Here is a 12,080-nt window from a genome sequence, read left to right as displayed (position 1 = left end):
CTTGTCGCGGCCGGGCCTCCGTACTATAGCCGACGCTACGCTGGCTGCTATTAGCAAAAATTCCGGCTTGCGGACGGCAGCTCACCTAATAGATGCGACATGTCGACGAGCCGTTGCGCAACCAAATGTCGCACTTCGCCCTCGCATTGCCAAACTCCCAACACGCCGAGCAGTGAAGCTTTGCTTCTTTCGCCGCGACGTGCGCGCGGACCACACCGGCAAGCGAACACTCGTCAGTTATCGCGAGGGCCGAGTAGCCGAGCTGCGCCGCGCGCTCGGCCAGTTCTTCCGCATGGGAGGCTCCATGCAGAAAAGTGAAGTTCGAAAAACAAAACAGCTCGGCGTAGTCCGGCAGCGCGGAAAAGGTAGAGTCCATGCGCGTCATCCGAACAGGCCGTGGAGAAACCATCTCTGGTCTTCCTCCGCGTCTCGACTGCTGACGCGCTCGCGGTATATCCAGAAGCAGCTCTGGTCATCCCCCTGTGCGACGAAATAGTCGCGCGTCACAAGCTCACCGTCGAACCAGCCGGCCTCGATGCGCTCGCCTGGCGACACCATCCTCAACGGTGACCCGTAAAACGGTCGGTGTTTGCGCATCAGGAGACGTACGGGCTTCTCCAGCAGCCATGTTGGTCGCGGAAATCGCTCTGGCAGCGCCGTGCTTTTCGAGGCGCTAGCAACCGGCACCCATCGATTGGCAGTCTCGGGACGGTAATCAGCAATAGCTGTCGTTCGAGCGAGTCGAGCTTGAGCGCGCGCCGGTTCCGGTTTCTCGCGAGCAACCATGCGCCCTGACCCGTCGGAGCAGCACTGATGCGCGCGGTGAGTCCAATGGCTTCGAGGATTCCTTTGGTCTGCCGGCAGATTGCAAGCAGTCCGCCAAAAAGACGCAGGCTCGCGCCGATGTCTGCAACGACGACGGCCTCGTCGAGCACAGCAACGTCAGGCGAGAACTGCATGAGCGCCACAGCCACTTCGCGTTGTGCCGCGTGTTCAATCGATGGGTCCCGCTCATACATTTCAACCTCGGGGGCCTGTGTCAGCACACCACCGCGTTTCATGCCGACCCGCACACCCGCAGACTTCGCGACGCCGTCCGCAATCAGCACCTTGCCCCGGTCGAGGACAACGCTGCCATTCGCTGACTCAGGCAACCACCTTGGCCGGAAGACCTCGAGTTGCAACCGGGGTAAGTGGACGGCGAGGAATACGCGCATGGTGCGAAAACAGGACGGGGGTTGGTTGAAGTGGAATCGACAGAGGTTCTACGCGTGCTGGACCTCGTCGCTTTGCAATGTCGACGGTCAGACCTTCCCGTTCCGGCCGCAGCGCCAGCCGCAAAACGGCGGGAGATGCGTCCTGTGCTGCTGCCAGGGGGCGGACCATAAAGAAAAGCGTCTCCGACGACTGCGCAGCCAGATGTAGTCGTCGGAGGGAAGGTACTAAGCGCTGGACGAAGCAGTCGCATCTCGCCCACGCCGGCCTGCTGGACAAGCAGGTCTACCAGCGCGCCAACCGGCCATCCACCGCCCGGCAACTCTGCCGACAGCGCAGGATACCCAGTCTCCACAACCCGTCCACGACTGCGCGCGAGCTGGGACGCTCGCCACAGGGACGGGTGTATTTCCTCAACGCGAACGGTACCGGTAGACATAGGTGGCTCAAAAACCTGTATATTTATACAGTATCGTACACGCAATTTTGAGATAATGAACTGACACTTTTAATCGGAGGCTGAACCATGGATGCCCGCATTCGCAAGGCCGACCATCCGATGCCTGAGATGGCTGCATTCGTCGCAGAAGTACGCTCTGCATTCGGAGACGAGGCAATTGACGATGCGGTCAGGCGTGGAAAAGCTGGCGAGCCTGGCTTTTACGCGTGCGAAAATGGCCACGCTGTTGGGACAGCAAGTCCGGCAAACGAGAACGTGTGGCGCGCCAACGCTGCCTTACGAGACCGGCAGTATTGCCCCGGATGTGATGGCGGATGCGTCGGACAGGGTATTGGTTGCAAGGAGTGGCTGAAACGAACAACCAGCAAGGAGAATTCGTGACAAGAATTGGATTGGCGTTAATGATGGCCACGCTCGCGCCGACTGTGTTCGCGGCTGGCACCTACACGGAAGTTTGGAATCCACCAGAGGCACGTGCGTCCGCGCCCCGGCACGTCAAGACTACGCACAAGCTCGCAGTTCATCGACATGTGGTTCCGCATACGGTGAAGGTGCGCGCGCGGCTCGCGCCGACAGCTACGCCCAAGCTCATGGCGAAGCAACGCCACTTGCAAGAAGCCGTTCCCGCGAACGAGCCAGACACGTCAGACATTCCACGACAAATAACACCCGAAGGCAATGTGCTCCGCGTAACTGCTCGCGGGGCCTTTGCTGTGGTTTCCCACTGATGGAGTCGCTGCTCTATCACGGCTACAGTGTATGGGGGCATGCCATCCTGCAGCAAGCGGACATCCTTCAACCGGAACGCTATGCGGCGAGCGGAACCATAACGTTGAGCGGCAAGCTGGTTGAATCCTCAGGCATCCTCGCGTACTTCGACACAGAAGAAGAGGCGCAACATGCCGGCCTGGATTGGGCGCGTGCATGGATTGATAGCCTCCGGTAGTCAGTACCGAATCGGCAACGCACAAAATTCCTCACAGGTTGCGCCGAGTCGGAGCATCAGAACCAGAAGCCTCGTGCAAAAAACAATCAGCGACTCGTCAGCCGACGGTGAATAACTGGTGTGGCGAGAGCACTCGCACGGACCGGGTCGCGCGTGTCAGCGCGACGTACCACTCAAGCCTGGTCCGGCACGCATCCGGTGTTATAACAATGTGGTCGAATTCCAGTCCCTTGACGAGCAACGTGCTTCCGACGGACCGGTTGCGCACGATTCGGCCACGCTCGCGTCGCGTGTTGGCAACTTGCCATGTCGCGTCTTCCAGTGAGAGACCCAGATTCTCAACGCAAAGGCGTAAAGAGGCCTTAATCCCGTAGACGAGCTCTGGCCGAGTCACAGTAACACCGCCTTCGACTTCGATGCACTGCAACGCATCCACGACACTCCGGAATGAGGCATCGCGCGCGACCGCGCAAAGCGCAATCTCTGCAGGAGACGCAGGGATTCTCTGGCGCCCCGGGTTTGCCACCAGACTTTCGACCCGTTTTTTCTTGCCTGAGGCGTCAGCTCCCGCAAATGCAGTGCTTGCAAAATCAAGGACGGCCGCCACACGCTTCATACCGGTGGTATTGCGCACGGAGTCGTAGAAGCCGCGCTCGCATCTACCGGACACCGGTTCGACGGTCGTGCCGCCAATGGTTTTCGCCAGCTTGGCACGACGTACTGCGTCGAAGCTGGAATCGAGTACCGCCATCGTCTGCCCGGGTTGCTGCGTACGAACTGAACAGAACTGGCCCAAATCAGTGACGGGCTGTCTAGCCTCACATTGGACCCACTCGACGCAGCGCGGTGCTTTGGTCAAGTCGATGTTCCCTGCCTGAATTCCGGCGCGTGCAAATAACAACCAGGCTCCTAGGTCTCCATTGCCAACGGCATTCCAACGATGCGGTGTCGCGAGCTGTCCAGCCAAGGGAAACTCGGGCAGAGCGCGCGTATGCCAATCGACGACGCGGTCAGTTTGGGTGAAGCCGAAGATTGCCTGCAACGGGTCTCCAAACACATAGCAGCGCATAATCCGACCGAGTGCGCATATCAATCGATGCTGCGATTCCGAGCAATCCTGATACTCATCCACCAGCACGCCATCGTAAGACGCAGCCAGGACGCTCTGGACCGCACCGCTCTCGACGAGGTCAGCGGCAGCACGCTGAACTGTCGACCAATCGTTTTCCTTTGTCGTCCATTGAACTGGTAGATGCGAATTCTCGGGAAATGCGCGCGCCCAGCGGTGAGACCATGCTGATATCGTTTCGACTTGGGCCTTCGCGTCAGGCACTGAGTACTTCTTCAATCGCTTCCGGATTGCGTCAACACCCGCGACCGTATGCGTAAGCACGAGCCAGCGCCCCGGAAGAGTGCCGGCTACGAGCGCAATCTGTTCGGTCTTTCCCGTACCGGCAGGAGCCTCGATGGCTCCCTTTCGCGTTGCCAGCATTTGCCCGACGGCGACCTCAATCATTGGCCGTCAACCAGTCAGTGAGCAATCGCAGATGACCATCGAGGCTGCCCTCGCCCAGCAGGTCAGCCGTAGACAGAACCTTCGAACCAATTTCAAAACAAAGGTCGAAGTGGTTCTTAATCCACTTCGACCTGTTCGCCTGGCTTCCAATCGCCTGCACCGCCGTCGGGTTCGAAAGATATGGTGCAACTTCATCGAGGCTGTTGAAGGTGACTTGCGCCAACCGCGAGAGCTCCTGTAACAACCGGGGAAGGCTGATACTTTCGGCAATCAATGCAAGCAGGTCGCCCAACAGAGCGACGGGCAGTCCAGAAAGCAGTTCCTCCTCGGTGCAGCGCGACTGCCCCCATGCGAAATGGCGAACGCCGCACGTCACGAGTTCCTCGAACGTTTTCTTGTCCATTGGCCGGTCGCTGTCCGTGAGTACCGCCGTGCGGTAGCCTAGCTTGGCGAAGTGCAGTGCGACGGCGAACACTGTTGGGTCACCGCCGCCGTCTACGAGAACGACACCGCTTGCCTGAAAATTTCGACCCGTTCCCTCGGCGAAACCTTTCAGCAACCCGATTTCCGTTTGGCCCTCGCAAACGAGCACCGTCTTTCCAAGCAGGGCCTCGCCCTTGTCGCGAACGTATCGCTTCGCTTCAAGGACCGGCGTAGTGGTCGTCGCGGCCTCAGAAATTTTCACAGTGCCGTCATTCGCATTGCGTCGACAAACGAAAACTTCATCAAAACGCACTTCGCGAAGAACCGCCGTCGAATGAGTCGTTATAAACGCCTGCCCGCTGCTGGCGACGCGCTGACGCAAATGGCTGACAAGAAGTGAAATACGATGTGGCTCCAGGCCGTACTCGAGTTCGTCGACCAGCAGGAACTGTCTCCCGGCGGATTCGGCGCTCTGCAATGCGGCCACCGCCAGACGAGACGAACCTGTTCCCATGCAACGCATCGGCACATTTCCATCATGCAGCGCTATGCCACTCGCATTCATCGAGAAGCTGGTGTGGTCAAGATTTGCGACCAACCCGCTCCGGACACTCACACCTAGCTTGGCGATGTCGGGCGCGATTGCGTTCACTACATCGGAGAACGCCGTGGCACTAACCGCTGCAAAGTTGTCGCGTGCTGAGCGTAGCAGGCCGTTGAGCGTCGCTGGTAGCTGTTCCGGGTGCGAGCCAACCCGCTGAAGGGACGAGCCCCGACCCCAAGAAAGATGGCGGTCGGCGTACACGCCGAGCCTTGCCGGAGCCATTGCCTTGCGGTCCGCAAAGCTCAAACGCCGGGACTTGTCCACTGTACCGCTACGCGAAACGTAGATTGACCACGACGGCTCGAGCGTACTGTCGACGTCAAGCTGCAGGATTAGTACTGGCTTGACGCCGAGATGTTCCGCCGGCTCAGGAGTCCACTGTCCGGTCGCCGCATTCCATCCCGACAGCAATAGGCCGTACCGGTCGTCGCGCAGGAACTCGGCGGGAAGCCCAGACAAGACAGAACTTATCGAAATCGCCTTCGAGGTGTCGGTGTCATAAAAGTCGAGGTCATCGAAGGTCACAACCTGGCGCTCAGCGAATAACAGTTCTAACGCATCAAGAATGGTCGTCTTCGCGCTGTCACCAGGACCAATCAGGCAGTTAATGCCCCGCGCCGGTCGCCAACTCAGGCTTTCAATGCCTCGAAAATGGCTAATCCACAAGTACTCGATATGCACTGGCAATATCCCCAGAAGGTCGATAGACGAAAGAGAGCCCGACTGTCTTCGATGTGAATAGTGCCACATCCCGGTTCCTTCAACTACATCACGGTTCTCCACACAATCATTGGCGCCATCTTCGTCGTCCTGACGGTCACATTTTTCAGAACGGGCGGGCACGAGATGATGGAAAGCGATGAGCATGACCGTGTTGCGCAGGGCATCACAGCCTGCATGACCGGAGACATCGCCAACATTGCGGTCCCGGGTCCACTTTAAGCGCCGATATGTGAATTCGGAACGCGTTGGCAATAGTCTAGAGGCAGCATATGAACCCGGGCGTGTCGGCGAAACGGCAGCGGCGGCTGCTACCTGCAAGCCTTGCGATGCTTGCTTCCAAACCGGGACATCGAACATGCGCTCCCGCGAAGCCCGTGAACCACGAACCGGCGTCGTACTTTCGAGCAGTTGTTTACCTCTCCAAGTGTGTGCTGACCTGACTGGTCAAAAGTAGCGCAACAATGCGGCTGCGTCCGCAGCATCGGAGCCCGTAATCCCCCGTTACCAATCTCGCACGGCCGTTTCACCTGTGTCCAATCTCCCCTCCTAAACTTCGCACCGTAGTCACTGACATTGCACACAACCTGCGAGGAGTAGCGAAATGAACAAGAAGATACTTGGCGCGATTCTAGGTGTTGCGGTCTTGGCCGCATCGACGGCAGCATCCGCGCACGTCGACGTCGCCATTGGACTAGGCGTTCCTGCGGCTGTGTATGCACCTGCAGAGCCAGTCTACGCACCGCCGCCTCCCGTCGTGTATGCTCCCGCACCCGTCGCCGTCGCGTATGGCGGTTACGACGACTGGCGGGCCCGGGAATGGCGTGAGCGTCCTGATTGGCGTGAACGAGAATGGCGCCGCCAGGAATGGCGTGAGCACGAGTGGCACGAGCGCGGCCGCTGGGGTGGCTATTGAAACAACGCCGGAAGGCACCACATACCCAACGTACAACCTCAGAGTACTACCTTCGAATGAAAGTTAACCCGATAAAAATCGCCTTGCTGGCCACTACCCTGGCCTTGGCAACAATGGGAACGGCGAACGCCGCCGGTTGCCTCAAGGGCGCGGTGGTGGGCGGAGTAGCAGGCCACTATGCTGGACACCACGCGGTCGTTGGGGCGGTCGGCGGCTGCATGGTTGGCAGGCACCTTGCGAAACAGCACGCTCAACAACAAGCCGCGCAACGTCAGGCAGCACAGGCACAATAAAACGTCGTCGGCTTGGTGCACCCGGTGGGACCAGAGAATCGCGGCTTCACCGGGCAACGGACAACTGCGCTTAGTTCATCGACTCGGCGCCAGACTCAACTGTGGCAGACGAAGAGGCCACTGCGGCCTCCGTCCTCGGTGCTTTATTCGCCGATGCCTTCTTGCTTACGGCCGGCACTGCCTTCTTTGCAATCGCTTTTTTTGCCGATGCCTTCGCGTTCACCACCTTCCTGGCAGCAGTCTTCTTAGCCGCCGGCTTCTTCGTCGGTGTGGCTCTTGTCGCGGTGACCTTCTTGACTACGGCTTTCTTGACAACCGCCTTTTTGGCCGAGGGATTCGTCCCGTTCGAAGCGCCCACATCGGCCGCCGCGCCGCCGCCATCAATCAGAAACTTGCTACGGTCTTTCGCACCAGCCAGCCACGCCGGAGCTGGGCCGCGATAAATCCCCAGCGCTCTCGGGTGTGTGGGTTCGGTCGTGCAATCACACCGTCTGTTGAAGCGGCTGGAAGTAGCGGGCGCGGAATCCGCCTTCGACATTCGCCAGCGCCAGGCGCCCCCCCGTGCGGCGAGCGATTTCAGAGACGATAGAAAGACCCAGTCCGCTTCCAGATACTACCGAGTGGTCCAGACGATAGAACGGGTCAAGCACGCGCTCAAGTTCGTCGTCCGGTATGCCTGGCCCCGTGTCCGCGACCTCGACCATCAACTCACCCGCCAGCCGGACCGCCGATACATCAATCTTTCCGCCGTCGGGCGTGTATCGCACCGCGTTGTCGACCAGGTTTCTCAGTACCAGTGCCATGGACGACGCATCGACCATAACGTCGACATCGTCGACCTGTTCGATACCGAGGTCGATGTTTTTCGCTCGTGCGAGCGTTATGCTCGCGTTGATTGCATCAGTTAGCGCAGTACTCAACGATAAAGCTGCCGGCCGTTCCAGTCCGCCTTGCTCAGACCTTGCCAGGGCCAGCAGTTGCTCCACCAGGCGATGGGTACGCCGCAAACCGGACTGTAGGGCTGATAGTCGCTCCCGGCCGTCTGGCGACGTAATGGCGGGCCCCAGATTGCCCGCCTGCAACGACAGGGCTGCAAGCGGCGAGCGCAATTCATGGGCCGCGCTGGCAACAAACCGGCGCTGCTGACCGATGGCCTCTTTCAACCGTGCGATGAGGCTGTTAATCGACCGCACAAAAGGAAGCACCTCGGTGGCAATACCTTCTTCAGGTAGCGGCTCAAGCGACGTGTCCGTTTGCTGGTCTACCATCCTCGCAAGACGAGTCAGCGGTGCGACCTTCGCCCTGACAATCACGACAACAACGACAAACAACACGGGCATGAGAAGCAGGACGGGCACGAGGGTTCGCATTGCACCGTCCCTTGCTATTTCATCGCGCAAGGCAGAGGGTTCCGCAACGGCAACGCGCTCACCGCTTCGAAGCGTACGGATGTTGATGCGCCAGCCTTGTCCGCTGCCTTCGAGGTCGTGGAACCCATCCGCCATCAGCCCGGGTATTGCGAGCCCAACTGCCTGTAACAGGCCTCCGGAGGTTGGGCTTAGTTTGTCGATGACAACCTTGACGTCTGAATCCTGTGAGCTCTCCACGGACGACCGGGGTCCCGTCAATGCCAGCGCGTGACTGTCTATGAGTGCCGCGATTTCATTCAACTGGCCGTCCTGCAGCGCGCGCGCCTCCTGCAATGCGAACGCGAACGAAAATCCACACGCAAGCACCCCCACTGCCGCCATCACGCCGCCAATCCACGCCGAAAGCTGCAGCGTCAGCGAGCGTGATTGTCTTCGTTGTCTACCAGCCATCCCACACCTCGTACGTTGCGAATCACCGACGCACCCAGCTTCTTGCGGATGCCGTGAATCAAAACCTCTACCGCGTTGCCTTCCACCTGTTGTGCCCATGCGTAAAGCTTTCGCTCCAGCTGGGTTCGTGAGAGGACAGTCCCGGGACGCATCAACAGTGCACTCAACAGGGCAAACTCCCGGCTGGTCAAACGACACTCGGTCCCGTCATACACAGCGATGTGCGTAGCCGCGTCGAGACTGAGCTTGCCGCTCTTCATGCGGGTATCGCCATGGTCGCCTAGCCGACGCGTTACCGCTCGAAGGCGGGCGAGCAGTTCGCCGATTTCGAACGGCTTCACCAGGTAGTCGTCGGCACCGGCATCCAGCCCGGCAATCCTGTCGTCGAGACCATCGCGCGCCGTGAGAACAATCACTGGAATCTTGCTGCCTGCGCCGCGAAGTGACCGAAGCACGTCAATGCCGTCGGCCTTCGGCAGGTTCAGGTCCAGCAGGAGGACATCGTGCTCCTGCCCCAGGAGCGCGCCACTCGCAGCTTCCGCGTCGCGCACCCAGTCGGCCGCGTACGCGGCATCTTTCAACGCCTGAACGATGGCAGCACCAATCATTTCGTCGTCTTCAACCAGGAGGATTCTCATAGGTGTCGCGGAATCGTGGATATCGAGCTAAGCCAAAACTAATTCAGGTCGTGCTAAGTCAAAACTAAGTCTTGCGGAATAGCATCCTGAGCGTCTTTTACACAGGATAGCCATCGTGCCGAGCGGTGCCTACGATACTAGGTCGCAAAACGGAATTCGCGCAACTGGCCTGCGTCGGGTCAGAGAATTCGCGTTCGTGCGAGGCACGCTTGCGGTGCTGGTTGCGACATTTTGGGGCTGTGCGTCATACGCGCCGAAGCCCCTTCCGACGGCCCCGGACTGGCCCGATAACATCGCCGGAGCGGCTGCACCGCTGACTGTCGACCAGGTCGTCGAACGCGCACTGACGCACAGTCCTGACGTCCGGCGCGCCGAACGCGAGCTGGATATCGCAAACGCTCACAAATATGCCGAGGGCTTACTCCCGGACCCACAGCTCAGCTTCAGCACTGACCGTCCCGGCGCGACTGGATTTATTCCGGCATTCATGGTCGGGCTCAGCTACGAGGTGTCGGCGCTTGTTGACCACCCGGCAAAGCAGCGTGCTGCGGCGGCGGCAACGGACAAGCAGCAGCTCACGTTGCAGTGGACCAGATGGCAGGTTGCCAACCATGCCTACGCGCTGTATGTCAGCAATGTGAGCCTTGCCCGAGTCGAGGCAGAGGTCGCGCAACTGGTGGTTCATGAACAGGTTGTCGCCGACCGCATGCGACAGGCGCTCGCGCGGGGCGACGTGACGCGCGATATCGCAGTGCAGTCGGAAACCGCGTACCGCGACGGCTTGCAGCAACTGGACACGCTTGGGCAGGACCATCTCAAGGCGCAGCAGGAACTCGCTGCACTGCTCGACCTGCGGCCTGGCACCCACCTGATGCTTGCGGCGCCGCCCGAACCCTACGACGTGCCGCTCGACGCCGTACATGACGCGCTCGCCAATCTCAGCCAGCGTCGTCCTGACCTTCTAGCATTGCGCGCCGGCTACGCGGAACAGGACGAGCGCTACCGCACAGCACTTCTTGGGCAATTTCCCCGCCTGGATATCGGCATTACGCGAGGCCGGGACACGTCCGCCATCTACACCTCGGGCATCGCCGTCACCGTGACGTTGCCGCTGTTCAACGGCAATCGGGGAAACATTGCGGTCGAAAAAGCCACGAGGGAGAGCCTCTACGAGGAGTACACGCAACGGCTCAAAGAGGCGTACGCCGCCGTCGACAACATCGTTTCAAACCTGGACCTGCTTGATGAACAGCTTCGCAACACCCGGTCAATCGAAGCGTCGCTGGAGCAAGCAACGAAACAGGCGCGTATCGCTCATGGTCGGGGCGACGTGACACTCCCGACGTTGATGGACCTCGAGTCGCGCCGGCTCAACCAGCGTATCGCAATCACAAAGCTCGAGAATGCAGTGTTTCAGCAGCAGGTCGAGTTGTGCACCTTGATTGGCGTAAGCGCCATCGACCACCAATCTCTCCAATAGGTCCGAGATGAAGTCTATCCGCCTGCTCGTTATTGCCGCCCTCGTGAGCTCGTGGTGCGCCGTGAGTCCCCACGCGTTCGCCCAGGACGTTGTGACGATGCCTGCAGTACAAAAGCGCATCGTGGCGAAGGTAACCGCACCAGCGCACGTGCAGGCCGTGTCCAATGCTGTACTGGCCGCACCAACGGCGGGCATTGTCTCGGGCTTGCGAATCACGCCGGGTGAAACGGTTCGACCGGGGCAGACGATTGCGCATCTGACGGGGCCGACGGTGACGTCCGAGAAGACGCGTCTTGCGGCCGACCTGAAAACTGCCCAGATACGCGTGTCCGCTGCGACACAAGCGGCGGCCATCGAACAACAAAAGTTTGAGGACCAGCTCAGCACGCGCGACGCTATCGCCCGCGTTCGCGCTGACCTGGATGCAGCGCGCCAGCAACTGGTGGCCGCACAGTCGGCCGCTCAAGGCTACACCGGACTTGCCACAATCACTGCGTCGGAAGCAGGCGTCGTGACAGCGGTCAGCGCGGCCGATGGTCAGTACGTGAGTGCCGGACAGGCGCTTGTGACCGTCTCGTCGTCGCGCGACCTCCATGTTGTCGCGACGCTTTACGGCAGCGACGCTGCCTTGGCTTCCGTCGGTATGAAGGGAGTGTTTCTGCCTGAACGTGGCGATGCGCCCGTCGACGTTGTCGTCCAGCGCACGTCATGGAGCGTCACGGCACCCGGTCAGCTGGAGGTCTGGCTGAATGTCGCACCGGGCGGCAGCCTTGAATCTGGCGCCGTCGGCACCGTCTCCCTGTCAGCGTCCGACGACAAGCGGCTGGCTATTCCATCCACATCACTCATCCTCGATGGCGGCGAATGGTGGGTACTGGTTCACGACAAATCGGGAAATCACCGTCGCCACGTCGCCCCCGGACTGGCTGACGGCGGCTGGACCGCTATCAGGACCGGTCTCTCGCCGGGCGAGCGGGTCGTCACACAGGACACTTATTTGCTCTTCCATCAGGACTTCTCTGCGCACTACCAGCAAGCCGATTGACGCC

At 60.1% G+C, this 12,080-nt stretch carries 11 protein-coding genes and 3 pseudogenes; 7 read left to right on the top strand and 7 right to left on the bottom strand.

The features are described 5' to 3' along the window. Positions 1–184 precede the first annotated feature (184 nt). The 3 pseudogenes from F6X42_RS33865 to F6X42_RS44500 form a co-directional block, all read right to left on the bottom strand. Positions 185–376 (bottom strand): annotated as a pseudogene (locus F6X42_RS33865) (PHP domain-containing protein); the annotation flags it as partial. A 5-nt stretch (positions 377–381) separates the two neighbouring features. Next, positions 382–1,217 (bottom strand): annotated as a pseudogene (locus tag F6X42_RS33860) (Y-family DNA polymerase). Then, positions 1,147–1,654: pseudogene (locus F6X42_RS44500) on the bottom strand (ImuA family protein). The pseudogenes F6X42_RS33860 and F6X42_RS44500 overlap by 71 nt, the downstream one beginning before the upstream one ends. Before the next feature lie 87 nt (positions 1,655–1,741). Between F6X42_RS44500 and F6X42_RS33855 the strand changes: the two are divergent. Both F6X42_RS33855 and F6X42_RS33850 read left to right on the top strand, forming a co-directional pair. After that, the gene (locus F6X42_RS33855; protein ID WP_187638348.1) at positions 1,742–2,056 is read left to right on the top strand and encodes a hypothetical protein; all 315 of its coding nucleotides are present in this window, start codon (positions 1,742–1,744) and stop codon (positions 2,054–2,056) included. A 346-nt stretch (positions 2,057–2,402) separates the two neighbouring features. After that, positions 2,403–2,621, top strand: coding sequence for a DUF6566 family protein (locus tag F6X42_RS33850; protein ID WP_187638347.1), 219 nt, complete (start codon positions 2,403–2,405; stop codon positions 2,619–2,621). A 97-nt stretch (positions 2,622–2,718) separates the two neighbouring features. On the opposite strand, the gene F6X42_RS33845 is transcribed toward F6X42_RS33850, so the two are convergent. Both F6X42_RS33845 and F6X42_RS33840 read right to left on the bottom strand, forming a co-directional pair. Then, positions 2,719–4,137, bottom strand: coding sequence for a UvrD-helicase domain-containing protein (locus F6X42_RS33845; protein ID WP_187638346.1), 1,419 nt, complete (start codon positions 4,135–4,137; stop codon positions 2,719–2,721). Continuing rightward, positions 4,130–6,031: an ATP-dependent nuclease gene (locus tag F6X42_RS33840; protein ID WP_187638345.1), complete on the bottom strand. Its 1,902-nt coding sequence runs from the start codon at positions 6,029–6,031 to the stop codon at positions 4,130–4,132. The genes F6X42_RS33845 and F6X42_RS33840 overlap by 8 nt, the downstream gene beginning before the upstream one ends. A 457-nt stretch (positions 6,032–6,488) precedes the next feature. On the opposite strand from F6X42_RS33840, the gene F6X42_RS33835 reads away from it, so the two are divergent. From F6X42_RS33835 to F6X42_RS33825, 3 genes are all read left to right on the top strand, one after another. Further along, positions 6,489–6,800, top strand: coding sequence for a hypothetical protein (locus tag F6X42_RS33835; protein ID WP_187638344.1), 312 nt, complete (start codon positions 6,489–6,491; stop codon positions 6,798–6,800). A gap of 56 nt (positions 6,801–6,856) precedes the next feature. Continuing rightward, positions 6,857–7,093 (top strand): hypothetical protein, encoded by a 237-nt coding sequence (locus F6X42_RS33830; RefSeq protein WP_187638343.1) that lies wholly within the window; start codon positions 6,857–6,859, stop codon positions 7,091–7,093. Positions 7,094–7,194: 101 nt separating this feature from the next. Continuing rightward, positions 7,195–7,536 carry a hypothetical protein gene (locus F6X42_RS33825; protein WP_187638342.1) on the top strand — a complete coding sequence of 114 codons (342 nt, stop codon included), beginning with the start codon at positions 7,195–7,197 and terminating at the stop codon, positions 7,534–7,536. Positions 7,537–7,575: 39 nt separating this feature from the next. Here F6X42_RS33825 and F6X42_RS33820 read toward each other — a convergent pair whose 3' ends face one another. Further along, positions 7,576–8,913: an ATP-binding protein gene (locus F6X42_RS33820; RefSeq protein WP_187638341.1), complete on the bottom strand. Its 1,338-nt coding sequence runs from the start codon at positions 8,911–8,913 to the stop codon at positions 7,576–7,578. Beyond that, positions 8,877–9,551: a response regulator gene (locus F6X42_RS33815; RefSeq protein WP_187638340.1), complete on the bottom strand. Its 675-nt coding sequence runs from the start codon at positions 9,549–9,551 to the stop codon at positions 8,877–8,879. Before F6X42_RS33815 ends, F6X42_RS33820 begins: the two co-directional genes overlap by 37 nt. A 115-nt stretch (positions 9,552–9,666) precedes the next feature. Between F6X42_RS33815 and F6X42_RS33810 the strand changes: the two genes are divergently transcribed. After that, the gene (locus tag F6X42_RS33810) at positions 9,667–11,031 is read left to right on the top strand and encodes a TolC family protein (RefSeq protein WP_187638339.1); all 1,365 of its coding nucleotides are present in this window, start codon (positions 9,667–9,669) and stop codon (positions 11,029–11,031) included. Positions 11,032–11,128: 97 nt separating this feature from the next. Next, a complete protein-coding gene (locus F6X42_RS33805) occupies positions 11,129–12,076 on the top strand; it encodes an efflux RND transporter periplasmic adaptor subunit (RefSeq protein ID WP_187638338.1) in 948 nt (315 codons plus the stop codon). The last annotated feature ends 4 nt before the right edge of the window (positions 12,077–12,080 follow it).

The sequence above is a fragment of the Paraburkholderia podalyriae genome (assembly GCF_014397785.1).
Lineage (GTDB): Bacteria > Pseudomonadota > Gammaproteobacteria > Burkholderiales > Burkholderiaceae > Paraburkholderia > Paraburkholderia podalyriae.
Note: the sequence above shows the minus strand (reverse complement) of the source record. Positions and strands in the feature narration are given on the sequence as shown.